We start from the raw sequence: 26843 nt of genomic DNA on the forward strand, positions 1-26843 counted from the left end.
TCTCTTTGAAATACTAGTTGACTGCTGAAACAGACATTGGTTGAGAGTTGCTGTCTTTCTCAAAGAACATTTCTAACACTTCCTGAGATCTAAAACCATCACTAAAAGAAGGGATCTCAACCCAATCATTCTGAGTTGATGCAATCCAATTGATTAACTCGCTTCTAAAAGAATCAGCCCATCCATAAAACTCGTTTGGCGGATCGTTTAATAGGCTTTGCGGTACTGGGCAGTCTACCACGTTCAAGCCATCTATGAGCTTGTAAACGTGAGGATTACCTGTGTGGTATTTAAACTCTTTTTTGTGTCCAACTACCTCAATGCTAAAACCACAGTCTCCAGGTACAGAACATTTTGATGTGATGATATTTACAAATACCTTGTTCTTCAGCTGGCCATAAATTTCTGCATAGTCATCTACGAGTACCTGTTTATCCTCTTTTGTTTTTACATTTGTGTTCATTTTTGCCCTTACTGATTCTGTGATGAAATCACTCTCAAACAAATACCATACCATGTCAATAAGGTGAATACCCAGATCCCCCAATGATCCACTCGTCTTCTTACTGTTAGCGTCATCTCTCCAAGTAAACTTCTTACGCCTAAGTGCACTATTTTTCTTGAAGTGTACTTTTATGGACAGGATGTTACCTAGTTCATTATTGATAATTAAGCTTTTTAAGATATTTACGTAAGATAAATATCTATAATTAAATCCCATACTGGCTCTTACGCTCAACCTTTCAGCAGTATCTTTCATTATGCTTGCTTCTTCAAGAGAAATAGCCATAGGCTTTTCACACAAAACATGCTTATGTTTTCCTAATGCTTGCAAAGCATGTTCTTTATGGCAAAAGTTTGGTGATGCTACAATTAAACCTTCTGAGGCATCAATTAGTTCATCTGCGTTTTCAAATGACTTCCCGCCGAAAGTTTTCACAAAGCTTTCCGCATTTTGTTGATTTATGTCATATACCCCTACTAACTCTGCATTTTTTATTGTAGATAAAGCAGTTGCATGCGCTCTTGCAATACCACCTGCACCTATGATGCCTATCTTCTTCATTTTTATTTCCTCCTCATGATCCAATTAATTTTTTTAGGGTATTAGTAATTCCTTTTGAGTACTCACTATCAGTTATAAGGTGGTGCAAGTTTTTGGCTTCCTGTGTTGCATTTTTTAGCAGATATCCATTCCCTACTGTCTGTAACATACGAACATCATTTCCACTATCCCCAAATGCGATAGCTCTTTCGGTATTTAGATTGTATTTCTCTAACATAAACGTTACAATTTCATTCTTTCCTGTTCCTATGGGGATAAAATCTACATCATAGCTGTCTTCTGGATCGCCTGCTAAGGGATTACACCGATTTATATTTACTGAAACGCCGTATTCCTCGCAGATTTTTTCAATTGCTAATAGGTTCTTCTTGTCGTTTATTTCATCTTGTTCCTGATAGTAGAAGTTATGCTTATACCGTGACTTTCCTAATTGAGTTTGAGGATTCAAAAGAATGTTATGATTTTCATGCAGCTGTTTCACAAGTTTTTCAACCTTTTCTTTACTAAACCCTTCATTTATGCGACTGTTCCACTTATTATCTTGCTGTCCGAAGTTATGCTCAGAAAAGTACGTAATTTCAGTTCCAAGATCACTAGCTATAAAATGCGGAAAATATCTAAATTTTCCTCGTCCCATTTTATCGAGAATAGATTCTATACTGCTCCCAGTAACCCATCCGATTATTAGTTCCCCATCTTTACTTTTTTGTTCTAGATAGTCTTCGAGTTCATAGATGTCTTGTAGTTTTTGTTCGTCGATTGTATGCGGAAAATACGTTTCATCAAAATCACAAAAAACAATATACTGAGGATGTTCAACCGTGGATAACGTTTTATACTCCGATTTCTTGCTTAATAACATGAAACAGTCCCTCCATTACTCTGTCTTGTTCTTCTAAAGTAAATGACGGATATAAAGGCAAATGCAGTACCTGACTATGAGCCTTTTCCGTATGAACCAATTGGAGTCCTGCATACTTGTCCTGTACTAAAGGAGTTTTTTGCATATGAGACAGTATTGGATAATATACATCTGTTTGAACACCAAAATCTTCATTTAATTTAGTCATGATATCTGCCCTATCTTCTGTTCTTACCTTAATAGGAAACAGATGCCATACATGATCTTCACTTAATTCTGGTAATTCAATAAAGCCTTTATTCTGCAACTCTGCTAATTGGGTAATGTATCTATCCGCCAAGAACAGTCTTTTGAAGTTGTTTAATGAAAGGTACTTCATTCTCTCTAAACCAATTGCTGCCTGTAAATTGTCCATTTTTGAATTAAATCCAAAATTGATGACTTTCTTATTTTTCACATTTACTTCAAAACCATGATAACTAAATTGAATGCATTTTTTAGCGAGTTCTTCATTATCAGTTGCTATTGCCCCAGCTTTGCCACATACACCAAAATTCTTATAGGGATTAAAACTTAATGTAGTGATGTCTGCATACTTTCCTAAGTCTGTCAGGCCAATTCCTTGGCAGGCATCTTCAATTACTTTCAATTTATAACGATTTGCGATTTGACGGATATGCTGCATGTCTGAATGTTTTCCGTATAAATGCACAGGTAGAATAAACTTTGTATAAGGAGTGATTGCTTCTTCAATTTTGTCAGGATCGATGCAGAATGTTTGCGGGTTAATATCTACATAGATAGGAACGCCTCCCAAAGCTAACACAGCATTTTCAGTAGCTGAAAAGCTATTAGCCGGCATGATCACTTCATCCCCTGGGTTTAACCCTAAAGCCAATAAACCTATCATAATAGCATCGGTTCCACTGCTGGTTGCAATTACATACCTTTTATGTAAATATGTAGATAAAACTTTTTCGAATTGCTCTAAATAGGGGCCACTCGTAAATTTTCCAGTTGGCAAAACTTCAGTTAATGTATTTAAGATATCTTCCACTTCATCATTGGTTATTAATCTGTCTACAGGCAAAAAAGGGACTTTACTGATTTCACGATTTTTTTGATAGTTGAAAAGATCATGTTCAATATCTATCTTTTCCTTTAATACTTGTTTCCACTGCTCGTTTACAATACTGTCTTCAATAACAAGTTCTTTTCCTTGTACGTCACCTTTTAAGTGTTTTAATAGTGACATGTTTTCTTTGTTTTTACCTGAAATCTTAACCTGTTTTTGCATGAACAGTACCTCCAATGATTTTATAATCTAAAAATTTATTACAAATTTATCCTAATTTCTGAAATCGGTAACATGTCAACAACTTTTTTAAGGAAGGGAAAATATGCCTACAATTGATGAAATAGCAAAATTATGCAATGTGTCTAAAACCACAGTGTCAAGAGTATTGAATAATCATCCGTATGTGTCAAAAGAAAAAAGAGATATGATCTTAAAGGCAATTAACGATCTTGACTACACTCCCAATTATTTAGCTCGGAATTTTAGGAGAAATAAGACACAAACGATAGCTTTATCGGTTCCGAGTATCGACCATCCATTTTTTGCTCAATTAATAAAAGGGGTCTCTCATGAAGCACTGTTTAAGAATTACAAGGTAATTGTATTTCAGACCTTTTATGACAAACAGACGGAGCTAGAATTATTAGAGTTATTGAAACATAAAGAAGTGGATGGTATTATTCTTGGAACTTTAGAAAATGAATGGGATCAGATATCCCCTTTCTTAAAGTATGGTCCTATCTTATTATGTAATGAATATCATCACTCAGCGGACATCACGATAATTGGGTATGATGAATTTGAAGCCGCATACATGGGGGTAGTACATTTAATTGAAAGAGGGCATAAAAAAATTGGGTTTTGTTTTGATACTCCATATAGCGAAGCTCAATGTCAGAGGAAAGAGGGTTACTTGAAAGCTTTACAAGATTACAATTTACATCATAGAAGCGAATGGATATTCGGCGAAATGTTTAATATCGAGGATGGCTTTCGAGTTTTTCATAAGTTAAAGGATCTAAAGGACAGACCCTCAGCAATATTTACAGGAAATGATCAAGTCGCCGCAGGGATTATTAAACAGGCAATGAAAAATGGCTTTAACGTTCCAGAAGACTTAGCTGTAATTGGTTTTGACAACCAATCGATTTGCCAAGTAGTGACTCCGACCATCACAACAATTGATATTCCCATAATAGAATTAGGGCAACAGGCTGTGTTGAAAATGATCGAGTATATTTCGGGTAACACTTCTTTAAACAGAAGAATTATTAAACTGCCAACAAAACTTATTATAAGAGAATCAACGTAATGATAGATTTCTCTTTATCATTTTATATCTTTATATAAGAAAAAGAGGTTATTCATTTTAACCTCTTTTTCAATTAGTAAGTCGTCAATTATTTCTTTGCCTTTCATTTCACCCTCTGGCAGCACTCACTTCAAATCTGATCCATTAACAACGAAATATCCACTTATATTTCCCCATCTCGATGGTTTGCGATTTAAAAGTTCTTGAACCCTTTTTTCAACTAGGCATTACTGCCGCTAATCGAGCTCTTTTTGTCTTTTTTTTCACCATGAAGATGGTGAAGCAGGCGATAAAACGGCGGCAGCAGGGCAATAACCAGAATGACGCGAATGACCTGAACCGCAACGACAAAGGTGGAATCAGCATGTAAGGTAACTGACGTCGTCGCCATCTCTGCAATCCCGCCGGGCGCAAATGCCAGAACAGAAGTGATGAGCGAAATTCCTGTCAGCTCGGAAACGATCACGGCGCTCAAAAACATTGCTGCGATTAAACCGACGGACGAGACAAACCCGACGATGATAATACGGGTGACACCGGCAAACATGCTTTTGTACATCTTAGAGCCGATCGTTGCCCCGAGAAATACTTGTGATACATGGTTAGCTTGTGATGGCCACCATGCCGTCATGTCGTGCCCTGTCACCGCAGCTCCGCCAACATGTACAATTGCTACACCGAGCATGCTGCCGAGCAGCCATGGAGCTGGAAATTTTAAAAATTTCGCAGCTTTGCAAGCTCCCCAGGCAGCGAGAATAAGAATGACGGTCCACAAAACGGGAGCGAGCCTAAAATCTGTCGTTGCAGAAGAAATCGTCTCTGCTGCGGCACTTGCGGTACGATCTTGTTTTGTATAGATCAGAATGACTAAAAACGGAATGGAAAGCACCACGAGCAGCACACGCATCATTTGAACGAGGCTGACTATAGCGGTATTAGCGCCTACTTCCTGTGCGATGCTCGGCATGGCGGAAAGCCCGCCGGGAGCGGTGCCGACAAAGCTAGTCATCATATCCGTTTTGCTGAAACGCCAAAGCACATATCCTGACAGCATAGCCAGCAGGATAGACAATATCAGCATAACGCCGACTGAAAACCAATGGTCTTTGAGAACAGAGAGAACGGATAAATTCAGCTTTTGGCCCAATTCGATGCCGAGGATCATCTGCCCAAGGGCGAGCCATCGTCGGTTAATTCCTTTTTGGTCTGGTGCCATCATCAGCCATGCCGGCCGTATCATAGCGAGGCAGCAGGCGACAATCAGTGTTCCGATCATCCATCCAATTGATATTCCGGTTAATGAAAGAATAAACCCCCCGGCTGCACTGATTGCGATAAACCATAGATCTTTGAGGAGATTTTCGTCTTTCTTCAATGTAAAACCCTTCTTCCTTTTTCACGTAACACTCCAATTGTTCACGTAGTGAATGTATTTATTACTATAGTATATTTTTGTTGATAAAGAAATTATGAATTATTTTCTATAAGCGATTCACTTTTCTTATGACCTTGTGTTCGATCTTCTCTATTGTGTAAGTCAGAGATAAACCCGCTGTCAGCAGACACACGGCAAGAGCGTAAAAAATCACTTCTCCGCCAAATGATGTCAGGATCAGCCCGCCTGCCAGCGGTCCGATTGAGCGGGATATATCCCAATGCAGACCATAGACAGCATAAAACCGGCCCAGCAAATGAGGCGGCGCCAATTTCGATATGAAGGTCTGGATGTGGGTTAGCCCGATGCTTTCGCCAACCGTCATCACCGCTGCCGTCACTAAAAGCATTGTCAGGGAGGTTGAGCATGCAAAACCGGCAGCCGCAAGGGAGTAGCAAATATAAGTAATGAGGAGGATCGTTTTCATTGAAAGCTTTTCGGTCCCTTTGACAAGAGGTACTTGGAGAACACAGCTGAATAAAGCTTTTGCTGCTGAATAGATGGTCAGCATGGACAGATAATCAGAAAACATGTTTTTGCTGAACAGCCTGTATGTTGTTTCTGTTTGTGCATATAACATGCTGATGGGGAGAGAAAGCAGCAAAAGAAGCAGGACAGGCCTGTATATCGTAAAGCTCGCGGACATTTTCGGGGTAACAGCTGGGCGTAGCGACTTTGTCTCAGGCAGTTTCAGTGCAGCGATCAGAAAGTAGATAAACAATGCCGCAGCATCTAATGCGAATATCCACACGGGGTTATGATTGTACAGAAGCATCCCGACAAGCGGCCCTGCCGTCAGGCCCGCCGAATAGATCGCATTGATGACCGCAAACACTTCCGAACGTCTGCTTTCCGGCGTACTTTCAGCGATTTGGGCGCGGGAAGCGGGAATGTACAACGATCTTCCGATGCCATTCATGACATAGAGAATAGCGAAAACATACGCATGCTCAGCAAATACAAACCCTGTCATTGCCGCTGATTGAAGAAGCAATGCGGTCAAAATCGCTGTGCGCCGCCCAAGCCGGTCCGCCGCCTTTCCTGCAGCGAGCGTCAGGAAAATATCAGCAAATGGCTGAAGGCTGATGATCAGCATTGGCATCATGATACTGCCGTTTAATTGTTCATGCAGATACAGCACCATAAAAGGTCCCATCATTGCACCTGTCAAGCTTGTCAGCAATTCGCCGAAAAAGCGGAGCCGAACGGGAGCGGTATATCTCGATTTTATAGAGTGAAAACTGGTCAACATGTGATCGCCGCCTTTCGCTGTTTGATATAGTAGTAGTGTATAGAAGGAGCGGCGGCCCAAAAAGTGAAGAAAAGAAGAGATAAAAATTCCCCTTTTGTCGGGAGGTGCGGGGATTGAAGCTAATAGAGCACTACGTGGCGCTTGTAAAAACAGGCTGCGCCGAGTATGGGCAAATGAACGAAATGACGCTCACTGAGATTGCCGACTGTTTATTTTGTACAGAAAGAAATGCAAAGCTCATTTTACATAAGCTGGAGAACAGCAATTGGATTATCCGGGAAAGCGGGGCGGGGCGCGGCCGCAAATCTAAAATCGCGTTTCTTCGGAGGCCTGAGGAACTGCTTCTTCAAACTGCCAAGGAATATACCATGTCAGGAAAGCTTAAAAAGGCAAAGGAGCTGCTTCAGCAGTATCAGTCCGCGTTTCCAGGGCTTCAAAACGAATATAACATGTGGCTTTCAGAGGTATTCGGATTTGTGACGGAGACAGGCGAGAATGGGGCGAAGGATGTTCTGCGGCTGTTCATCACGCCTGAATCTGTCAGCAGTTTGGATCCATGCCAAATATTTTTACGGTCTGAGGGCCATTTCGTCAAACAGATATTTGATACACTCTTCACGTTTGATTCGGATATGCAGGAGCCAAAGCCTCATTTGGTTCATGGATGGGAAGAGGTCGAAAAAAAACAATGGAGATTTTTTCTTCGAAAAGGTGTGTCATTTCATAATGGACAGCCGCTGACATCGCGGGACGTTGCGTTTACATTTCAGCGCTTTTTGGAACTGGCTGACAACCCGTATAAATGGCTTCTGCACGGAGTGAAACAAGTCTTAGAAAAGGGCCCTTATTGTGTGGAACTCATACTCGATAAGCCGAATGCGCTTTTGCCGTATGCTCTTTGTGATGAACGGCTGTCCATACTGCCAGCAGAACAGGGCGGCGGGAAAAATGGAACAGGGCCTTTTCAGATGAATCAGCAACACAGCGGGATGCTTGTGCTTGAAGCCAATGAGCGCTACTTCAAGGGACGCCCCTATTTGGATCGCGTTGAGTTTGTGTTTTCTGAGCAAGCCGGAGAGATGAACGGTTTTACCATTCAAGAAAAACAAACATGTCCTGAGCAGCAAACTGTTTTTGATGAGCGGCATGTTCAGTATTTGTCACTCAATCTGAAAAAGAAGGGGCCTCTTCGGCACCGAAGCTTTAGAAAAGCACTCCGGCTGCTGATTTCCTCTGAACGGCTCGTTCGTGAAGCGGGAGGGCACCGAAGAATCCCGGTTACGTCCTTTTTGCATCCGAGTTCTTTTGAGTGGGAGGGCGTTTCACCATCTGAATTGTTGAAGAAAAGCGGATACGAGGGCGAAACAATCGTGCTTTATACCTTTTCGGAAACGGATCATCGTGAGGACGCCGAATGGATTCAAAATATTTGCGCCCAGCACGGTATCAGGCTTACACTTCAATTCTGTGATGCTGCTGATCTGCGACGGCCGGAAACCGTGCAGATGGCGGATATCATTCATGACAGTGCGACGTTTTATCAAGACAGCGAGTTTGGTTTTCTGCATTTGCTGCTGTCGGAGAACAGTTTCTTGTATCAGCATCTATCTGAAAAGTTGACACAGATTTGCTTAGGAATGACAGAGCGGATGTTTTCCATGCCTGACCGCTGTTCGAGAATCGACATCCTGCGTGACATTGACCGGCAGATGAAACAGGAGCTGAATGCGATCCCGCTGTATCAAAATGTGCTCCAGGTGACATCAAGTAAAAATGTAAAAGGCCTGGTGCTTGATGAAGAGGGATGGATTGATTTGTACTCCGTATGGCTGTCCAAATAAAAAGAGGGTTCTTTTTTGAACCCTCTTTTTTACGCTGCCATGCTGCGGCATTGTTCAGCACAGGTGAAGCAGGCTTTCGCACATGCTTGGCAATGATCATGATCGTGCTTTCCGCATTCAGTGCCGCATGCTTCACAAATATCGGCGCAAAGTGCACAAATTTCTTTCATAAACGGGCTGTCCGTTTGCATGGCTTTGACCGCCAGCGCGCAAATATCCGCGCATTCCCTGTCAAGCCGGATGCATCCGCTGAGATGATGCTGCACGCTTTCTTCCAAGCATTTAGTAAAACAATGATTGCAAGCCTTCATACAATCGATGCAAGCCTCAATACAAGCTTCAGAATATTGCTCCATGGTTGATTCCCCCTGTATGACAGTATATGGTTTTATGTTTCCCGGCTGCATTTGAAAAAAACAGGGGAGTGTGTTTTTAGCTAAGGGGATATGTACATATACCCTGAACGGGTATATCTAACGTTCCATCAGATAGTATAGGAACCAGACAGCGTGATTTTGTTCATCACGTGCTGCGCGCGTAAAGACGCCTTTTGCTTTTAAGTTTGACGTTTCCTCGGCCGCACGCAAGTAAAAGTCGACGGTTTCTTGTTCATCTTTAAAAGCGGCGTCCAGTCCTCTTGTGAAATCGTCCGGGCATTCTTCCGTTTGTTTCGGCATGATGTGTTTGCCGGTAATTGAACCATATAGTGTGGAAAATTCACGGAGGTGGCGAATCTCGTCACGCCTGATTTCTTCAATCTGTTTTCTGACCTCATCGCTGTGGGCGAGTTCGGCAAGCTTGCGGTAGCATTGAATTGCACTGAATTCTCCGTTGATGGCCTTCTGCAAATTCCGAATCAAAACAGGATCTTCCCTGTATGGCACCGGATAGGGATAGTAGCTGTAATGCAAGGGGGTTCAACTCCATTCTTAGGAATTGGGCTTCTGTAAAAGTATATGTTGGGCAGGGAGAGATGTGCGGAGATAATCAGCTTTTTATATGTGAAAAGGCCGTTTTTACCAATAGATCAGATTGGTCATTTTCGTCAACATTCGATAAAATATATAGAGATAAAAAGAGAGGGGTCTTCTAATTTGGGAGCAGAGTTTTTAGTAGGCAGGTCCGGGAGTGGAAAAACGAAGCTGATCATCAACAGCATTCAGGATGAATTGCGCCGGGCTCCATTCGGGAAGCCGATCATTTTTCTAGTCCCGGATCAAATGACGTTTTTAATGGAATACGAGCTTGCTAAAACGCCAGATATGGGCGGGATGATACGCGCTCAAGTGTTCAGTTTTTCACGATTGGCTTGGCGCGTCCTCCAGCATACGGGAGGAATGAGCAGGCCGTTTCTGACGAGCACCGGCGTACAAATGCTCCTGCGGAAGCTCATTGAGGAGCATAAACAGGAGTTCAAAGTCTATCAAAAAGCGAGTGACAAAAGCGGGTTTACCGCACAGGTTGAGCGGATGCTGACAGAGTTTAAGCGCTATTGTCTGGAACCGGAGGATATCCGCCGGATGGCGGAAAGCGGAACGGCTTCCGAGTATCGCGGAGAACGTGTTTTATCTGAAAAGCTCCATGACTTATCAATTCTGTATCAGCAAATGGAAAAAAGCCTCGCAGACCAATATCTTCACTCTGAGGATTATTTGACATTGCTGGCAGAGCATATCCCGCTTGCGGAAGATATAAAAGGCGCCCATATCTATGTGGATGGCTTTTATCAGTTTACACCGCAGGAATTCAGGGTGTTGGAGCAGCTTATGGTTCATGCGGAGCATATCACGTTTTCGCTCACAGCGGACAAGCCGTCATATGAGCGGGAGCCGCATGAACTGGAATTGTTCAGAATGACGGGGAAAACCTATTACCGCCTGCATCAGAAGGCGAAGGAACTGAATTTGGACATTACGTATAAAGAGCTGAGCGGGACTGAGCGGCATACAAAGACGCCGGAATTGGCGCATCTAGAGGCACAGTATGAAGCGCGTCCGGCCGTTCCATACGCAGAAAAACAAGAAGCCCTTACTGTGATGCAGGCCGCAAACAGACGAGCTGAGCTGGAAGGCATTGCCCGGGAAATTCACGCCCTAGTCAGAGAGAAGGGATATCGCTATAAGGATGTAGCAATTCTTGCGCGCCAGCCGGAAGACTACAAGGATATGGTGAAGGAAGTTTTCGCAGATTACGAGATTCCTTATTTCATTGACGGAAAAGCATCTATGCTGAACCATCCGTTAATTGAATTTATCCGGTCAAGCCTTGATGTTCTGAAAGGGAATTGGCGTTATGAAGCGGTGTTTCGCTGCGTGAAAACCGAACTGCTATTCCCGCTCAATGAACCGAAGGCCAAAGTGAGAGAACAGGTCGATCAGCTCGAAAATTACTGTATCGCCTATGGTATTAAAGGCGACCGCTGGACAAAGGGCGATCGGTTCCAATACAGGCGTTTTGTGTCATTGGATGATGATTTTGCGCAGACTGATCAGGAAATCGAAATGGAAAACATGTTGAATGACACCCGCGATTGGATTGTTCCGCCGCTTTTTCAGCTTCAAAAACGCATGAAAAAAGCGAAGACGGTTCAAGAGAAGGCGGAGTCGCTCTATCGTTATTTAGAAGAGACGGATGTGCCGCTGAAGCTGGATCAGGAAAGGCAGCGTGCTGAGGATGACGGCAGAATCATTGAAGCGCAGCAGCATCAGCAGGCGTGGGACGCAGTCATTCAGCTGCTTGAGGAGTTTGTTGAAATGATGGGAGACGATGAGATTTCTCTTGATTTGTTTCAGCAAATGATAGAAGCCGGCGCGGAGTCGCTTACATTTTCTCTAATTCCGCCTGCGCTTGACCAGGTGTTTGTCGGCAATATGGATTTGTCCAGAATGTATGGCACCTCCTGCACCTTTGTGCTCGGGGCAAACGACGGCGTTCTGCCGGCACGCCCTGATGAAAACGGGGTCCTGTCGGATGATGACCGGGAATGGCTGAAAACGATAGGGGTTGAGCTATCCTCAGGCGGACGGGAGCGTTTGCTTGATGAGCACTTCCTCATCTACATGGCGTTTTCAAGTCCGTCTGACCGGCTTTACGTATCGTATCCGATTGCTGATGCGGAAGGAAAAACGCTTTTGCCGTCGATGATCGTTAAGCGGCTGGAAGAACTGTTTCCGCATCATAAGGAGCGCCTGTTAACAAATGAACCTGAACAGGTCAGCGATGAGGAACAGCTGATGTATGTCGTGAATAAAAGCGTGGCACAGTCCTTTACCGCGAGCCAGCTCAGGTTATGGACACGGGAATACGACATCAGCGACGTCTGGTGGAGCACGTACAATGTGCTGATGAGTGAGCCGGACAGGCTGCAGTCGAAAAAGCTGTTCTCAAGCCTGTTTTTCCGGAATGAAGTGAAGCAGCTTGAACGCAGCGTGTCGAGACAGCTCTATGGGGAACGCATTCAGGGCAGTGTATCGAGAATGGAAACCTTTAACGCATGCCCGTTTTCCCATTTTGCGTCACACGGGCTGCATTTGAAGGAACGGCAATTCTTCAAGCTTGAAGCACCGGATATCGGCCAGCTGTTTCATTCCAGCTTAAAGCTGATTTCTGACAGGCTGCGTGAGCAAAAGCTGGATTGGCGCGATTTAACGAAGGAGCAGTGCGAGCTGTTTTCCTATGATGCGGTAGAGCGGCTGGCACCGAAACTGCAAAAGGAAATTCTGCTCAGCTCAAACCGGCATTATTATGTGAAGGAAAAACTGCAAAAAATTGTGACACGTGTGTCCGGCATTTTAAGCGAGCATGCGAAAGCGAGCGGATTCGTACCGATCGGGCTTGAACTGGGCTTTGGAGGAAAAGGGCCGCTTCCGCCGCTGACCTTTCAACTGAAAAACGGCTGTACGATGGAACTCGTCGGGCGAATTGACCGTGTTGATAAGGCTGAAAGCTCAAAAGGCCTGCTCCTCAGGATTGTCGATTATAAATCAAGCGACAAAGGGCTTGACTTAGCGGAAGTATATTACGGATTGGCACTGCAAATGCTGACGTACCTTGATTTATCGATTACACATTCAGCTGACTGGCTCGGGATGAGGGCGACGCCTGCCGGAGTGCTGTATTTCCATATTCATGACCCGATGATTCAATCTAATCTCCCGCTTGGGCTTGACGAGATTGAACAGGAGATCTTTAAGAAATTTAAAATGAAGGGCTTGCTCCTCGGTGATCAGGAAGTGGTTCGCCTCATGGATACAACCCTTCAAGAGGGACGGTCAAATATCATAAACGCCGGCTTGAAAAAAGACGGATCTCTTAGATCAGACTCGGCAGCAGTCGGTGAAAAGGAATTTGATCTTTTGACAAAGCATGTGCGCCGCACCTTCCAGGAAGCGGGCGAACAAATCACCGACGGGCGCGTATCCATTGAGCCGTACAAAATGAAGAACAAGACGCCGTGCACATACTGTGCGTTCAAATCAGTATGCCAATTTGATGAATCACTGGAAGAAAACGAGTATCGCCCATTAAAGGCTGAAAAGGACAAGACAATACTTGAGTGGATAAAAAAGGAGGCGGATGGCAATGAACATTCCTAAACCGGCAGACAGCACATGGACAGATGACCAATGGAATGCCATTGTTTCAACCGGCCAGGATATTCTTGTGGCAGCGGCTGCGGGCTCTGGTAAAACCGCTGTGCTCGTTGAACGAATGATTCGGAAAATCACCGCGGAGGAAAACCCAATAGATGTAGACCGTCTTCTCGTTGTGACATTTACAAACGCCTCAGCGGCAGAGATGAAGCACCGAATCGCAGAAGCCTTGGAAAAAGAGCTTGTACAGCGCCCCGGCTCGCTGCATATCAGACGCCAGCTGTCTCTTTTAAACCGGGCCAGCATTTCGACGCTTCATTCCTTTTGCCTGCAAGTGCTGAAGAAATATTACTACTTGATCGATCTTGATCCGGGCTTTCGGATAGCTGATCAGACGGAAGGCGAGCTGCTCGGTGATGAAGTGCTTGACGAGCTGTTTGAAGACGAATATGCAAAGGGTGAAAAGGCATTTTTTGAGCTTGTTGACCGCTATACGACAGACCGGCACGATCTGGATCTGCAATTTCTCGTTAAACAGGTGTACGAGTATTCCCGATCCCATCCCAACCCCGAGGCGTGGCTGGAAAGCTTTGTTCATTTGTATGATGTATCAGAAAAGAACGCCATCGAGGAGCTGCCGTTTTATCAATATGTCAAAGAAGATATTGCGATGGTGCTTAACGGGGCGAAGGAAAAGCTCTTGCGCGCGCTTGAGCTGACGAAAGCGCCGGGCGGCCCGGCGCCGCGTGCTGACAATTTTCTTGATGATCTTGCGCAGATTGATGAACTGATTCAGCATCAGGACGATTTCAGTGAACTATATAAGCGGGTGCCCGCCGTCTCTTTTAAGCGTGCCAAAGCAGTAAAAGGGGATGAGTTCGATCCAGCGCTCCTTGATGAGGCGACAGATTTGAGAAACGGCGCAAAAAAACTGCTTGAAAAGCTCAAAACCGACTACTTCACGCGAAGTCCTGAACAGCACTTGAAAAGCCTAGCCGAGATGAAGCCTGTCATTGAAACGCTCGTACAGCTTGTCATCAGCTATGGAAAACGATTCGAAGCTGCGAAACAGGAAAAATCAATCATCGATTTTTCTGATTTGGAGCATTACTGTTTAGCGATTTTGACAGCTGAGAATGACAAAGGTGAACGTGAGCCGAGCGAGGCTGCGAGGTTTTATCAGGAACAGTTTCATGAGGTGCTCGTTGATGAATATCAGGATACCAACCTCGTGCAGGAGTCGATTCTGCAGCTTGTCACAAGCGGGCCGGAGGAGACCGGTAACCTGTTTATGGTAGGAGATGTCAAACAGTCGATTTATCGATTCAGGCTTGCGGAGCCGCTTCTTTTCCTTTCTAAATACAAACGATTTACAGAGAGCGGAGAAGGCACGGGGCGGAAAATCGATTTAAATAAAAATTTCCGAAGCCGGGCTGATATTTTAGACAGCACAAACTTTTTATTTAAACAGCTGATGGGCGGCAAAATCGGTGAGGTCGATTATGACGAGCAGGCTGAGCTGAAGCTTGGTGCAACGTATCCGGACAATGACGAGACGGAAACAGAGCTGCTGCTGATCGACAACGCAGAAGATACGGATGCAAGCGAGGAAGCAGAAGAGCTTGAAACGGTGCAGTTTGAGGCAAAAGCCATCGCTAAGGAAATTCGCAAGCTGATTTCATCGCCATTTAAGGTGTATGACGGAAAAAAGAAAACACATCGCAATATTCAATACCGAGATATCGTGATTTTGCTCCGTTCGATGCCGTGGGCTCCGCAAATCATGGAGGAGCTGAGAGCACAGGGCATACCGATTTACGCCAATTTAACGTCAGGCTATTTTGAAGCGGTCGAAGTCGCCGTCGCGCTTTCTGTGCTGAAGGTGATTGATAATCCGTATCAAGATATACCGCTTGCCTCTGTGCTGCGCTCGCCGATTGTCGGAGCAGATGAAAACGAGCTGTCTTTGATCCGGCTTGAAAATAAAAAAGCGCCGTACTATGAGGCGATGAAAGACTACCTGGCTGCTGGTGACCGGAACGATGAGCTTTATCAAAAGTTAAATACGTTTTACGGACATCTGCAAAAATGGCGCGCGTTTTCGAAAAACCACTCAGTATCTGAGCTGATTTGGGAAGTGTACCGCGACACCAAATATATGGATTATGTCGGCGGGATGCCGGGCGGAAAACAGCGCCAGGCCAATTTGCGTGTTCTTTATGACAGGGCGCGTCAATATGAATCAACGGCATTTCGCGGCTTGTTCCGTTTCCTGCGGTTTATCGAACGCATGCAGGAGCGGGGCGATGATCTTGGTACGGCGAGAGCGCTCAGCGAGCAGGAGGATGTTGTCCGCTTAATGACGATCCACAGCAGCAAAGGGCTCGAATTTCCAGTCGTGTTTGCAGCAGGTCTCGGCCGGAATTTCAACATGATGGATTTAAATAAATCGTACCTGCTGGACAAGGAGCTCGGATTTGGCACGAAGTATATTCATCCGCAATTACGCATCAGCTATCCGACACTTCCGCTCATTGCGATGAAGAAAAAAATGCGCAGGGAGCTGCTGTCAGAGGAATTGCGTGTTCTCTATGTTGCATTAACGAGAGCGAAGGAAAAGCTGTTTCTGATTGGCTCATGTAAGGATCATCAGAAACAGCTTGCAAAATGGCAGGCATCCGCGTCCCAAACTGATTGGCTTCTGCCGGAATTTGACCGCTATCAGGCGAAAACGTATCTAGATTTCATCGGGCCGGCTCTTGCCAGGCACAGAGACTTGGAGGATTTGGCTGGTGTGCCAGCTCACGCTGATATCTCAGATCACCCGGCTCGTTTTGCCGTTCAAATGATCCATTCCTATGATTTGCTTGATGATGATCTGGAAGAAAGAATGGAAGAAAAAAGCGAGCGCCTAGAAGCGATCCGCCGAGGTGAACCAGTTCCCGGCTCGTTTGCGTTTGATGAAAAAGCCCGCAAGCAGCTGAGCTGGACATACCCGCATCACGAGGTGACGCAAATTCAGACAAAGCAATCGGTTTCTGAGATCAAAAGAAAAAGAGAGTACGAGGATGAATACAGCGGCAGGGCCCCTGTAAAACCGGCTGATGGAAGCATTCTGTACAGACGTCCCGCTTTTATGATGAAAAAAGGCCTGACAGCTGCAGAGAAAGGGACTGCCATGCATACGGTTATGCAGCATATCCCGCTGTCACATGTACCGTCGATAGAAGAAGCTGAGCAGACGGTTCAAAGGCTTTATGAAAAAGAGCTTCTCACTGAAGAACAAAAAGACGCTATTGATATAGAAGAAATCGTGCAATTTTTCCATACAGAAATCGGCGGACAGCTGATCGGCGCTAAGTGGAAGGACCGGGAAATACCATTCAGCTTAGCGCTTCCGGCCAAGGAGATCTATCCTGATGCACAGGAGGCGGATGAGCCGCTTTTAGTTCAGGGTATCATTGACTGTCTCTATGAAACTGAGGACGGATTATATCTATTGGATTATAAGTCGGACCGGATTGAGGGCAAATTCCAGCATGGATTTGAAGGAGCGGTCCCGATCTTGAAGAAACGATATGAAACGCAAATTCAGCTGTACACAAAGGCAGTTGAGCAAATTGCAAAAACAAAGGTAAAGGGATGTGCGCTTTATTTCTTTGACGGGGGGCACATTCTCACATTATAGCGAGATCCATAAGCTCCGGAATTTTAGGCGGAGCGGGTCTCGTTTTCTATATAAAAGAGAGGTGAAAGCATTTGCGGATTTTACATACGGCTGACTGGCATCTTGGAAAAACGCTTGAAGGAAGAAGCAGGCTGAGTGAACAGGCCGATGTGCTGGATGAAATGAATACGATTGTAAAGGATGAGCAGATCGATGCCATTGTAATGGCGGGGGATGCATTTGACACCGTAAACCCGCCAGCTTTAGCCGAGCAGCTGTTTTATGAAAGCCTGTCTGCGCTTAGCGACAGAGGAAAGCGCCCGATCGTCGTCATTGCCGGAAACCACGATAATCCTGACCGTTTGTCCGCCGCTTCACCGCTGACACATGAAAACGGCATTCATTTAATCGGTTATCCGACAACAGAGCCGATTCATATTGAAGTGCCTTCAGCAGGAGAGCTTTTGGCGGTTGGAGCACTGGCGTACCCATCTGAAGCGCGGTTAAATGAAGTGCTATCCGATACGTTTGATGAAAAGCTGCTCCGTGATCACTATGATGTGAAAATCAGGCAGGCGTTTGAGCATATGACAAGCCGGTTCCGGAACGATGCAGTGAAGATTGCCGCCAGCCATATTTATGTGGCAGGCGGAAACCAAACCGATTCAGAGCGGCCGATTGAAGTCGGCGGTGCATACACGGTGGCTGCTGAAAGCCTGCCGGCAGATGCCGCTTACGTTGCGCTCGGCCATTTGCATCGCCCGCAAACGATCAAGCGGGCGCGGACGCTTGCGCGTTATTCAGGATCTCCGCTCGCCTACAGCTTTTCTGAAGCGGGCTACGCTAAATCAGTGACGATTGTGGACGCAAAGCCTGGGGAAGAGGCCACTTGGCAAGAGGTGTTATTATCAAGCGGCAAGCCACTTGTGAAGTGGAAAGCGGCAAATGGATTGAGTGAGGTATATAGCTGGCTGGATGAAGGCAGAGATCAGAATGCTTGGATTGACCTGGAAATCCGTGTCGCGGACCAGCTGTCACTTGAAGAGATTCACAGGCTGCGGAAGGCGCACCCGGGCTTTATCCATATCAGGCCGGTTTTTGAAGAACAGAACAAAGACCGGGAACGGATCGAGGTTAAACATGTCTCAATCGAGGACCGCTTTAAGAAATTTTATGAAAAACAAACTGGCGGTGCGATGCCGGATGAAGAAATGGTGAAGCTGTTTTTAGAGCTTGCATCAGGCGTTGAAGAGGAGGATGCGAAATGAAGCCGATCGCTTTAAGCATTAAGGGGCTCCATAGCTTTAGAGAGGAGCAGACGATAGATTTTGAAGGCCTTTCCGGTGCCGGTGTTTTCGGCATTTTCGGCCCGACAGGAAGCGGTAAATCCTCTATTCTCGACGCAATGACGCTTGCTTTATACGGAAAGGTGGAACGGGCGGCGAATAATACGCACGGTATCTTAAACCAGGCGGAAGATACGCTGTCTGTTTCCTTTACCTTTGCGCTTCAGACGAATCACCAAATCTCATACAAAGTCGAGCGTGTGTTTAAGAGAACGGATGAAATGAAGGTGAAAACGGCACTTTGCCGCTTCATCGAAATCAAGGATGAGCATACGGTGCTGGCTGATAAAGCCAGCGAAGTGAATAAAAGAGTTGAGGAGCTCTTAGGGCTGACGATCGACGATTTTACGAGAGCGGTGGTGCTGCCCCAAGGGAAATTTGCTGAATTTCTGTCTTTAAAAGGGGCAGAGCGCAGGCATATGCTTCAGCGTTTATTTAATTTGGAGCAATATGGAGACAGGCTTGTGAAAAAGCTGAGACGGCAGGCGCAGGAAGCCAATGCGAGAAAAAATGAAATGCTTGCTGAACAGTCCGGTCTCGGTGAGGCGAGCTCAGAGGCAGTTGAGCAGGCTGAAAAGGCTCTCGAACAAGCTGAAGCCCGGCTGGAAGCGATGAGGAAGAACCGTAATCAGGCGAAGGAGCGGTTTACAGAGCATCAGGAGATATGGAATGTCCAAAAGGAAAAATCCGCTTATGAAGAAGAGGAAAAACGTCTCGCAGAAGAACAGCCGCATATAGACAGTATGCAAAAACGCCTGCTGGAAGCAGAAACAGCAGCAGCCCTTAAGCCCTATGCGGACCGGTACGCAGAAGCGATCCAGCATGAGGAGCAAGCTGAAAAGGAACAAACGCTAGCCCAAAAGGATTTAGCAGACCGGACAGCTTTCTTTCAGCAAAAACATGAAGAGTATGAAGCGTGGCGCCAGCATAAAAGCGAGAAAGAGCCTGAGCTTTTAACCAAACAGGAACAGCTTTCACGCTTGCAGGAAATCGAAATCAAACTGAGTGAGGCCAAGCAAGAGGAAGAGCGCAAAAAGGCTGACCTTCGCCAGAAAGAAGAGGCTCTTCAATCTGTCATGAATGAATTAGAGACCGTAACAGACCGCCTGACACGAGGGCAAAACAGACAGACAGAATTGAAACAGCAGCTCAAATCCCTGCAGGTGACATCCGATGAGCGAAAAAGCTGCCAGCAGGCCGCAGAAATGGCATTGCGCATCAGACAAACCGAGGAACAAATCAAAAAAGAGAAAAAACGAAGTGACGAATTGAACCTCGTGCTTCAGAAGATAAATGAAGAGAAGAATACACTCGTTCAAAAGACGGAAGCAGAAGAAAACAACATCATTCAGGCATATGAGGCAGTTCAAACTGTGTACCATTTGGTGTGCGAAACGGAACGCTCATTAACACGTATGACGGAAGAGACTAGAAAGAGTCAACACACGCTTCACTTACAGCGTGAAAAAGCAAGGGTGGCACTGCTGACAAAAGAGTTAGCCCAAAAGCTGACTGCCGGAAAGCCTTGCCCGGTATGCGGTTCAACCGATCATGATCCATCTGCCTCAGTACATGAAACGTATGAAGCCGACAGCCATCTTGAAGAGGACATCAAACGGACAGATGTGTTATTGACGGAAGCTGCAGCTCTCAGCCAGGAGATTCTTTCAGCCAAAATTACGCTTGAAGAACAGTCCGCGCGCTTTATTGAACAGTGTCCGTTTTTGCAGACAATTCAAGCACAGAACCTTGAAGCGGCAGCTTCCTTCGAACATCAGCCGGTGTATGAAGCATTTGAAACTGCCAAATTTGAATGGAAACGAATCAAGCAGGACATTCTTTCTGTTAAGACACGAATGGCACAAATGATTGGCGCCTATCAGGAGTCTTTAAAAAAGGCCGAGCAGCTTAATGAAAAAATCGGTTTTGAAAAAAGAGAAGCTGACCGTATTGAAAGCATCATCAGCGAGCTTCAATCCTCAATGGACGGCAGTCTGAACATGTTTAAAGAAGCATTTCAGAATCAATCTGTGGACGAAGCAGAAAAATGGCAGCAAGCCATTGAAGAAAAGGACCGGGCTGCAGAAGAATGTGAAAAACGAATTGAGAAGAGTATCGCGTTTCTTGCTGAGCATGAAGCACAAAAGGAAAAACTGCGGGAATCTGGACACCGGCTTGAACGGGAAAAGCTGGAGCTTCATTATGCGGCTGAACGCATCAAGAGCGTGATAGCTGATTATGAGCACGAACTCGGAGATTATGCAAAAGGAGATTCGATTCAAATCAAACTCCGCTCTGTCCAGCAGGATCTAAAGCTGTTAAAGGAAAAAGAACAATCTTTATATGAAGAACTGCAAAGCGCCCAAATGAAGCTCAACCAGGCGAAAAGCCGCGCTTCTGCAAGCGAGCTCACTCTTCAAGAGGCGAAGGGCAGATTGGAAAAAGCAAAAGCTGCTTGGCTTGAGCATACAAAAAACACCTCCATTACCCGGACTGAGGAGGTTGAACAAAGTCTCATCCCAGCTGATGAACTTGAAAAGATGAAAACCGGCATAGACCAGTTTATGGATAAAATGAAGCAAAATGCTGCAAACTTAAAACGAGTAGCAGAGATACTTGCCGGCAGAGCATTATCAGAGAGCGAATGGAACGAAACCGTTGCAGCATTACAAGAAGCTGAGGACGCATTTGGCATTGCTATAGAGGAAAAAGGCGCGGCAGCAAAAGCACTGGCTGTCATTCGCGAACATCATAAACGGTTTAATGAAATTGAAGCTGAACTGAAAAAATGGCAGACGCATATCGACAGGCTGGACAAGCTGCAAGCTGTGTTTAAAGGCAATACCTTCGTCGAATTTTTAGCTGAGGAGCAGCTTGAAAGCGTTGCGAGGGACGCCTCAGCAAGACTCAGTATGCTGACAAGACAGCGCTATGCCATCGAAGTAGATTCAGAAGGCGGCTTCGTGATGCGGGATGACGCGAATGGAGGCGTAAGACGCCCGGTTTCCAGTTTGTCTGGAGGAGAGACCTTCCTCACCTCGCTTTCACTTGCTCTTGCGCTGTCTGCGCAGATCCAGCTTCGCGGGGAATACCCGCTTCAGTTCTTTTTCTTAGATGAAGGCTTCGGCACACTGGATCAAGATCTGCTTGATACGGTTGTAACGGCCTTGGAAAAACTTCAGTCAGACAATCTGGCTGTCGGTGTCATCAGCCATGTGCAGGAACTGCGTGCACGGCTTCCGAAAAAGCTGATCGTCCATCCGGCTGAACCGAGCGGCCGCGGTACGCGGGTATCACTTGAGTTGATGTAAGGGAGGAGCGGATATGGCAAAGCAGACTGCCGGAATATGTGAGCTGTGCGGCCGGAGCGATGTCCAGCTGACAGAGCATCATCTCACACCGAAAGAGGAAGGCGGAACGTTTTTGCCGACAGCGATGCTCTGTATTCCTTGCCATAAACAGATTCATGCCTTATATACCAATCAAGAGCTCGCTGTACGTTTAAACGGAATGGCTGAACTCAGAAGCGATCCAGAGCTTGCCCGGTTTGTCAAATGGATCAGAAAACAGCCGCCTGAGAAGCTGATCAAAACAAAGAAATCAAATGAACGAAAAAAGAAAAAATGACTAAAAAGCAGCCCTCTCTTTGCAGAGCGGCTGCTTTTATCCGTTTCCAACCATATCCTGATCGTTGACATCGGGGTCTATATAATTTGTCGCGTTGACTGCGTTATTTAATAGAAGGAAATCTCCCGTGTTTCCTGCTCCCGAACCGAGCGCAGATTTTGAAGAGCTTTTCGGAGAAAGGTAAAAGGAATCACCAAAGTTTACGACTCCGCCCGATATGGAATTGATAGCTATAGGCCCGACAATTGCTGGCATAAACGACACCCTTTATCGAAGTCTCTGTTTATTATATGTTCTTGGCGGGCGATTGTGAGCGCGGAGACTGAATCTGTCTGATATGTTTGATTCTCGCATCACCGCGGATAAGCGAAGCTGAACCAGCATGTAAAACAGAAGAGGCGGACACCCCTTGAATTTTGATGCTGCGAACATAAATAGCCGGCACCTCGTGGCAAAATGCGCTTTGTACACCTGTTTCGGGAATCGGCTTCACTGCCTGCTGCTGAAAGATCTGATACTCCTTTTTGTTAAATGAGCCTTCATTATGGTAAAACGTGGACCGAGAACGCTGAACAGCAAATACTTTTACACTCATATCGATTTCATTTGTGTCGCCAACTTGAAACACACTTGCGATCCCGAGGGAATTAAACTTAACTAGTCTGATGCGTGATATGCGTTTAAGCATTATTCTGGCGCAATCGGAGCAAACGGCCCGATGATAAGAGATTCAGGCGGTGTATCAAAAATAGAAGACAGGTAGATGGATTCAGTGTCTCCGATGTGGAAAACGGAGGAACTGGACACACCGTTCATCCGGATGTCCCCGACTTCCAAGCTGCGGTTGATGACTGTAAAGATCATGCTTGCTCATCTCCTTTCATTTCTGATGGAATATGCTCCAGAAAGTGTTCTACAGCGCGGATGACATCACGCTTCACATGCTCAGCGATATGTTCTGCATATTGTGCAGGCGGTGTATTTTCTTCTTTTTTGATATGGGACATATAATAGTGAATCCGGCTGTCCATTTGTTTTCTGATGTCTTCAATGACATGATGTCTGTTTGTATCGTCAAGTCTGCTGTCATATTGGTTTTCAAGCTGTTCCAAAATATCTGGGATTTCCTCGGTTAAGTACATGTCGACATTCTGGCGGATCTGCTGCATGAGCTGAGCGCTCTCTTCCTGCTGCATCATCCCGATTTGCGGTGTCGACTGGCTGACTTCAAAGTTTTGGACGCTGTTCGGGTCAGTCGGATTTAAGCCGATATTCAAAGTCCCGTCGAGCCTTTCGATTTTCAGCTGATCAAATTTATACTCCACACGCTCAATGGTAGTGGCCGGCCGCTGTTTCATCGTATTCATTTCAGTTTGAATCTCTTTCAGCTGACGTTCGAGCTGCTGAATGTGAATCGCCTGCTGCTGAACGAAGGAATTCAAGTTTTGCAGGTAAGAGGAAACAGATTGATCATACATGTTCTTTCACCTCTTTCATATGATTAACGGCCAGGAGGCTGGAGCGGGACCAATGAACCTGTAGAAGGCCCCTGTAATTCAACTGGCTGCCCCGCGGAGGCTACCTCAGGTGCGGCCTCTACATAACTCCCTGTATTATACAAATTTGACAGAGACTTGATTGATCCGGCGCTCCCGATTTGCAGAATGGAGGAGTTGCTGATTGATTCCAGCCGGAGATAGTTGATTTGAATGGTTTGATTAATATAGAAGTTCATGAGCCTCACTCCTTTTACGCATTGGCCACGATCGGCTGATCAACCGCATCATTGTCATACACATTCGTCGCGTTTTGATAATTCATCACCTTGAGGCTGTCGCCGGTATTAAAGCTGCCAGCACCGGCAAACGTTCTGACCTGAGCCTGAGGAGAAATCGTAATGCAGTCCCCGATGTGAACGACTCCGCTCGTACCAATCGCATTAATTTTAAACGCTCCGACAATGGCCGGCATACGAGCACATCCTTTGTTGAAAAATTAAAAAAAGACAGGTAAAGTGAAATGACAATTCTGATTTCAATTGGGCTATTCACGATAGCTTATGACAAACGCACATATGTGTGAGAGAAATTTAAAGGGGACATATCGGCTCTTGATGAAAGCGTTTTATTTTTCGTGCCGTTATGTTTAAACATGGCAAAAGAGGATGTTGGGTATAAATTGAGCGGAATTGCGGCGAAGGATGCCGCTATCCGCCTATGGTGATTTTTGTTTATTTCTTTGGTGTTTTTGCGTGTAGAATGCTTTTTGGAGTATGTCGTGCTGCGGTATTCGATTTTTGGGCGGGCACATTCTCGCCCTGAGGTATATCTCAGAAGTGCTGAGCAAAAAGCGGAGTTACATGTGGTGTATTCTAATCGTTATAGAAAATGATTTACATACGGGAGTTTTCAAGATATCTCCCAAAAATCATTTCTTCTTTAATCCGGGTATTCAGCAGGATATCCAGCTCTTGGCTGCATTGAATCGTTTCTTTTGAATTCATGCCGTATTTTTGTGCGGTTTCAATTAGTGTGATCCTCATTTCTTCAATTTTACTGTTCATTACGCTATCTCCAATTCTAGATTTTATTTTGATATAAATACAGGATATCGTTAGTATAACCTATTTTGGCTCAAAAGGTTGCCTTTCGTCAATTTGACTAAAAAAGCGACAATTTTTGCTGCGGCCTTTTTTAATGGAGAAAGGACTAAAGTCTTGCTAAGTGTGCTTGCAAAAAGTCCTGCCGTTCCTCCATTTCTCTAAGTATGTTTGTCTGCTCCTTTTCGATCTGAAAGGGGCTTTTTTTGATAAAAGGATCATCAGCAGCACTTTGACAAATGTCAAGGTACCATTCGTTGATGAGAGGAGATAATCGTTCAATAGTAAACGACCGCTTCAGCACGTTTTTCATTAAGGTGTGATATTGCGACCGGAAGGCGGTAATGGATAGAAGCCTTGAGGAAAGCGTCTTTCCTTTTGCCAGAAGCGGGTCTTCTTCATACCATTCTTGTACGGCAAGCGATCTTGTCTCCATCGGGGAAACGTAAAGCCGACCGGATTCGTTTAAACAAAATGTGTAGTAAAAGCCTTGATTGGTGCAGGCGTTGCCGATCAGCCACAAAAAAAACAGCTTGACATCCAGATACAATTTAATCCTTTCAGCCAATTCGTCATCTCCGGCTGTGCGGATCAGTATGAAAAATTCATGTAAGAATGCCGAGGAATCATTGTTAAAAAGGGACAACGGAACCCTTGGATCGGCCGTCTTTGCTCCGTAACTCGTTTTACCGGCTGGCTGATGGTTCTTGATGTTCAAATAAATGCCTTCAGGCTGGCCATTGATTGTCAGAAAGCTGTACGAGGCAGCGGGAGCAGGTACGCCGATCTGGTCAAAAAAACAATAGGCGAGTCTGCGCCGCATCAGGGACGGATCATCCTGTTCTGCATTCAAAAAAAGTGTCCTTTCACCAAGCAGAGACTTTTCCCAGCTGATTTCATAGGATGCCTTTTCCGCTCTGTCACGCTGTGTGAGAAGAATGGGAGAAACAGATCGATCTGTTACGAAAAGCCCCTTGGCAGTACCTTTCCTTTTCAGCTGCTCCCGATGAAAAAATAAATGCACGCGTTCCATATTCTTTCCTCCTTCTCAAAACGACATTTGTATGATATGTAGAGCAAGCCCGTCCTGAAACGAAATGAAAACGGAATTGAGAAAAAGGGATTTCAGCATTCGACAGAGAATACATGAAGGAGCATTCTGATTTAAAAGATGATGGAGGAATAACATGAAATTTGCGACAGGGGAACTTTACAACCGAATGTTTGTCGGCCTGATCATTGACGATGAGAAAATTATGGATTTGCAAAAGGCTGAAAAAAAACTGTTTGAACTTGAGACGATTCCGGGATCGCTGATTGAATGTATCGCAGAAGGGGATAAATTCGTTGCGCATGCAAGGCAGCTGGCCGAGTGGGCAAAGAAACCGAATGATGAGCTGGGATCATTTATGTATTCATTATCTGAGGTGAAGCTCCATGCACCCATTCCGAAGCCATCAAAAAATATCATCTGCATCGGCAAAAACTACCGGGATCACGCGATTGAAATGGGAAGCGAGGCTGATATTCCGGAGCATCCGATGGTATTTACAAAATCGCCGATAACGGTTACGGGGCATGGTGATATCGTAAAGAGCCATGAAGAGGTTACCTCTCAGCTTGATTATGAGGGAGAACTTGCTGTCGTGATCGGAAAAAGCGGGACCCGCATTTCAAAAGAAGATGCATATGACCATGTTTTCGGATATACGATTGTGAATGATATCACGGCGCGTGATCTGCAAAAAAGGCATAAGCAGTTTTTTATCGGAAAAAGCTTGGATACGACATGTCCGATGGGGCCCGTGCTTGTACATAAATCATCTATTCAGGAGCCAGAGCGCCTCAAGGTTGAAACAAGAGTCAACGGCGAGCTGCGCCAATCCGGTTCGGCAAGCGATATGATCTTTTCCATTCCGGAATTAATTGAAACCCTCTCAAAGGGGATGACGCTTGAAGCGGGCGACATCATTGCCACCGGTACGCCGTCTGGTGTCGGCAAGGGGTTTACGCCTCCAAAATTCTTGCGGTCAGGTGACAAAATTGATATTACAATTGACCCGATCGGAACGCTGTCAAACCAAATTGGCTGAATAAAACTGGAGGGCGGACCCGGACCCGCCAGTTTTTTCTGATAATCATCTTTGTGGCAGAGGACAAGTTCAT

General features: G+C 45.3%; 23 protein-coding genes. 8 read left to right on the forward strand and 15 right to left on the reverse strand.

Going from position 1 to position 26843, the window contains the following annotated elements; genetic code table 11:
* Positions 1 to 13 precede the first annotated feature (13 nt).
* The 3 genes from ntdC to ntdA are packed head-to-tail and all read right to left on the reverse strand — an operon-like array spanning position 14 to position 3225.
* Positions 14 to 1066, reverse strand: a complete 1053-nt coding sequence (gene ntdC / locus AC0OMA_RS05930) for a glucose-6-phosphate 3-dehydrogenase NdtC (protein ID WP_474221965.1) — start codon at positions 1064 to 1066, stop codon at positions 14 to 16.
* Positions 1067 to 1079: 13 nt separating this feature from the next.
* Positions 1080 to 1928 carry a kanosamine-6-phosphate phosphatase gene (gene ntdB, locus AC0OMA_RS05935; protein WP_100506216.1) on the reverse strand — a complete coding sequence of 283 codons (849 nt, stop codon included), beginning with the start codon at positions 1926 to 1928 and terminating at the stop codon, positions 1080 to 1082.
* Positions 1900 to 3225, reverse strand: a complete 1326-nt coding sequence (gene ntdA, locus AC0OMA_RS05940; RefSeq protein ID WP_474221966.1) for a 3-dehydro-glucose-6-phosphate--glutamate transaminase — start codon at positions 3223 to 3225, stop codon at positions 1900 to 1902. The genes ntdB and ntdA overlap by 29 nt, the downstream gene beginning before the upstream one ends.
* 103 nt (positions 3226 to 3328) lie before the next feature.
* Between ntdA and ntdR the strand changes: the two genes are divergently transcribed.
* The gene (ntdR, locus tag AC0OMA_RS05945; protein WP_474221967.1) at positions 3329 to 4318 is read left to right on the forward strand and encodes an NTD biosynthesis operon transcriptional regulator NtdR; all 990 of its coding nucleotides are present in this window, start codon (positions 3329 to 3331) and stop codon (positions 4316 to 4318) included.
* A gap of 220 nt (positions 4319 to 4538) precedes the next feature.
* Here ntdR and AC0OMA_RS05950 read toward each other — a convergent pair whose 3' ends face one another.
* Complete coding sequence (locus tag AC0OMA_RS05950; RefSeq protein WP_015383286.1) at positions 4539 to 5693, reverse strand: AbrB family transcriptional regulator; 1155 nt, start codon at positions 5691 to 5693, stop codon at positions 4539 to 4541.
* Positions 5694 to 5799: 106 nt separating this feature from the next.
* Complete coding sequence (locus AC0OMA_RS05955; RefSeq protein WP_474221968.1) at positions 5800 to 7005, reverse strand: MDR family MFS transporter; 1206 nt, start codon at positions 7003 to 7005, stop codon at positions 5800 to 5802.
* Positions 7006 to 7118: 113 nt separating this feature from the next.
* Here AC0OMA_RS05955 and AC0OMA_RS05960 point away from each other — a divergent pair, with 113 nt between their 5' ends.
* The gene (locus AC0OMA_RS05960; RefSeq protein ID WP_474221969.1) at positions 7119 to 8846 is read left to right on the forward strand and encodes an ABC transporter substrate-binding protein; all 1728 of its coding nucleotides are present in this window, start codon (positions 7119 to 7121) and stop codon (positions 8844 to 8846) included.
* A 29-nt stretch (positions 8847 to 8875) separates the two neighbouring features.
* Here AC0OMA_RS05960 and AC0OMA_RS05965 read toward each other — a convergent pair whose 3' ends face one another.
* Both AC0OMA_RS05965 and AC0OMA_RS05970 read right to left on the reverse strand, forming a co-directional pair.
* Positions 8876 to 9202 carry a four-helix bundle copper-binding protein gene (locus AC0OMA_RS05965; RefSeq protein WP_009966950.1) on the reverse strand — a complete coding sequence of 109 codons (327 nt, stop codon included), beginning with the start codon at positions 9200 to 9202 and terminating at the stop codon, positions 8876 to 8878.
* Between the two features lie 117 nt (positions 9203 to 9319).
* Positions 9320 to 9757 (reverse strand): ferritin family protein, encoded by a 438-nt coding sequence (locus tag AC0OMA_RS05970; RefSeq protein ID WP_047182389.1) that lies wholly within the window; start codon positions 9755 to 9757, stop codon positions 9320 to 9322.
* Between the two features lie 183 nt (positions 9758 to 9940).
* Between AC0OMA_RS05970 and addB the strand changes: the two genes are divergently transcribed.
* The 5 genes from addB (at position 9941) to hlpB (ending at position 22078) form a co-directional block, all read left to right on the forward strand.
* Entirely contained in the window at positions 9941 to 13441 is a 3501-nt protein-coding gene (gene addB / locus AC0OMA_RS05975) for a helicase-exonuclease AddAB subunit AddB (RefSeq protein WP_474221970.1), read from the forward strand.
* A complete protein-coding gene (addA, locus tag AC0OMA_RS05980; protein ID WP_474221971.1) occupies positions 13428 to 17126 on the forward strand; it encodes a helicase-exonuclease AddAB subunit AddA in 3699 nt (1232 codons plus the stop codon). Before addB ends, addA begins: the two co-directional genes overlap by 14 nt.
* 71 nt (positions 17127 to 17197) lie before the next feature.
* Entirely contained in the window at positions 17198 to 18373 is a 1176-nt protein-coding gene (gene sbcD / locus AC0OMA_RS05985; protein WP_047182392.1) for an exonuclease subunit SbcD, read from the forward strand.
* Complete coding sequence (gene sbcC / locus AC0OMA_RS05990; RefSeq protein ID WP_474221972.1) at positions 18370 to 21762, forward strand: exonuclease subunit SbcC; 3393 nt, start codon at positions 18370 to 18372, stop codon at positions 21760 to 21762. Before sbcD ends, sbcC begins: the two co-directional genes overlap by 4 nt.
* Before the next feature lie 13 nt (positions 21763 to 21775).
* A complete protein-coding gene (gene hlpB / locus AC0OMA_RS05995) occupies positions 21776 to 22078 on the forward strand; it encodes an HNH nuclease-like protein HlpB (RefSeq protein ID WP_003233097.1) in 303 nt (100 codons plus the stop codon).
* A 36-nt stretch (positions 22079 to 22114) separates the two neighbouring features.
* On the opposite strand, the gene AC0OMA_RS06000 is transcribed toward hlpB, so the two are convergent.
* The 8 genes from AC0OMA_RS06000 to AC0OMA_RS06035 form a co-directional block, all read right to left on the reverse strand.
* Positions 22115 to 22333, reverse strand: coding sequence for a spore germination protein (locus AC0OMA_RS06000; protein ID WP_003233096.1), 219 nt, complete (start codon positions 22331 to 22333; stop codon positions 22115 to 22117).
* A 31-nt stretch (positions 22334 to 22364) separates the two neighbouring features.
* The gene (locus AC0OMA_RS06005; protein WP_046340225.1) at positions 22365 to 22766 is read right to left on the reverse strand and encodes a spore germination protein GerPE; all 402 of its coding nucleotides are present in this window, start codon (positions 22764 to 22766) and stop codon (positions 22365 to 22367) included.
* Positions 22766 to 22942 (reverse strand): spore germination protein GerPD, encoded by a 177-nt coding sequence (gerPD, locus tag AC0OMA_RS06010; protein WP_014476380.1) that lies wholly within the window; start codon positions 22940 to 22942, stop codon positions 22766 to 22768. Before gerPD ends, AC0OMA_RS06005 begins: the two co-directional genes overlap by 1 nt.
* A complete protein-coding gene (gene gerPC, locus AC0OMA_RS06015; protein ID WP_014476381.1) occupies positions 22939 to 23556 on the reverse strand; it encodes a spore germination protein GerPC in 618 nt (205 codons plus the stop codon). Before gerPC ends, gerPD begins: the two co-directional genes overlap by 4 nt.
* A gap of 23 nt (positions 23557 to 23579) precedes the next feature.
* On the reverse strand, positions 23580 to 23813 hold the full coding sequence (locus tag AC0OMA_RS06020) for a spore germination protein GerPB (RefSeq protein WP_015483061.1): 234 nt from the start codon (positions 23811 to 23813) through the stop codon (positions 23580 to 23582).
* 14 nt (positions 23814 to 23827) lie between these two features.
* Positions 23828 to 24049: a spore germination protein gene (locus AC0OMA_RS06025; protein WP_003233088.1), complete on the reverse strand. Its 222-nt coding sequence runs from the start codon at positions 24047 to 24049 to the stop codon at positions 23828 to 23830.
* A gap of 421 nt (positions 24050 to 24470) precedes the next feature.
* Positions 24471 to 24641, reverse strand: coding sequence for an aspartyl-phosphate phosphatase YisI (gene yisI / locus AC0OMA_RS06030; protein WP_003233086.1), 171 nt, complete (start codon positions 24639 to 24641; stop codon positions 24471 to 24473).
* 145 nt (positions 24642 to 24786) lie between these two features.
* Positions 24787 to 25710: a CotH kinase family protein gene (locus tag AC0OMA_RS06035; protein ID WP_322840018.1), complete on the reverse strand. Its 924-nt coding sequence runs from the start codon at positions 25708 to 25710 to the stop codon at positions 24787 to 24789.
* Positions 25711 to 25864: 154 nt separating this feature from the next.
* On the opposite strand from AC0OMA_RS06035, the gene AC0OMA_RS06040 reads away from it, so the two are divergent.
* Positions 25865 to 26770 carry a fumarylacetoacetate hydrolase family protein gene (locus tag AC0OMA_RS06040; protein WP_015383297.1) on the forward strand — a complete coding sequence of 302 codons (906 nt, stop codon included), beginning with the start codon at positions 25865 to 25867 and terminating at the stop codon, positions 26768 to 26770.
* Positions 26771 to 26843: the final 73 nt, after the last annotated feature.

It is taken from the genome of Bacillus sp. AMCV2, assembly GCF_056033925.1.

Coding starts and splice junctions, on each gene's coding strand:
- ntdC (WP_474221965.1), bottom strand. CDS start 1,066: ATGAAGAAGATAGGCATCATAGGTGCAGGTGGTATTGCAAGAGCGCAT.
- addA (WP_474221971.1), top strand. CDS start 13,428: ATGAACATTCCTAAACCGGCAGACAGCACATGGACAGATGACCAATGG.
- AC0OMA_RS05955 (WP_474221968.1), bottom strand. CDS start 7,005: ATGTTGACCAGTTTTCACTCTATAAAATCGAGATATACCGCTCCCGTT.
- sbcC (WP_474221972.1), top strand. CDS start 18,370: ATGAAGCCGATCGCTTTAAGCATTAAGGGGCTCCATAGCTTTAGAGAG.
- ntdB (WP_100506216.1), bottom strand. CDS start 1,928: ATGTTATTAAGCAAGAAATCGGAGTATAAAACGTTATCCACGGTTGAA.
- AC0OMA_RS06020 (WP_015483061.1), bottom strand. CDS start 23,813: ATGAACTTCTATATTAATCAAACCATTCAAATCAACTATCTCCGGCTG.
- gerPC (WP_014476381.1), bottom strand. CDS start 23,556: ATGTATGATCAATCTGTTTCCTCTTACCTGCAAAACTTGAATTCCTTC.
- AC0OMA_RS06035 (WP_322840018.1), bottom strand. CDS start 25,710: ATGGAACGCGTGCATTTATTTTTTCATCGGGAGCAGCTGAAAAGGAAA.
- hlpB (WP_003233097.1), top strand. CDS start 21,776: ATGGCAAAGCAGACTGCCGGAATATGTGAGCTGTGCGGCCGGAGCGAT.
- AC0OMA_RS06000 (WP_003233096.1), bottom strand. CDS start 22,333: ATGCCAGCAATTGTCGGGCCTATAGCTATCAATTCCATATCGGGCGGA.
- ntdR (WP_474221967.1), top strand. CDS start 3,329: ATGCCTACAATTGATGAAATAGCAAAATTATGCAATGTGTCTAAAACC.
- yisI (WP_003233086.1), bottom strand. CDS start 24,641: ATGAACAGTAAAATTGAAGAAATGAGGATCACACTAATTGAAACCGCA.
- ntdA (WP_474221966.1), bottom strand. CDS start 3,225: ATGCAAAAACAGGTTAAGATTTCAGGTAAAAACAAAGAAAACATGTCA.
- gerPD (WP_014476380.1), bottom strand. CDS start 22,942: ATGATCTTTACAGTCATCAACCGCAGCTTGGAAGTCGGGGACATCCGG.
- AC0OMA_RS06025 (WP_003233088.1), bottom strand. CDS start 24,049: ATGCCGGCCATTGTCGGAGCGTTTAAAATTAATGCGATTGGTACGAGC.
- AC0OMA_RS05965 (WP_009966950.1), bottom strand. CDS start 9,202: ATGGAGCAATATTCTGAAGCTTGTATTGAGGCTTGCATCGATTGTATG.
- AC0OMA_RS06040 (WP_015383297.1), top strand. CDS start 25,865: ATGAAATTTGCGACAGGGGAACTTTACAACCGAATGTTTGTCGGCCTG.
- AC0OMA_RS06005 (WP_046340225.1), bottom strand. CDS start 22,766: ATGCTTAAACGCATATCACGCATCAGACTAGTTAAGTTTAATTCCCTC.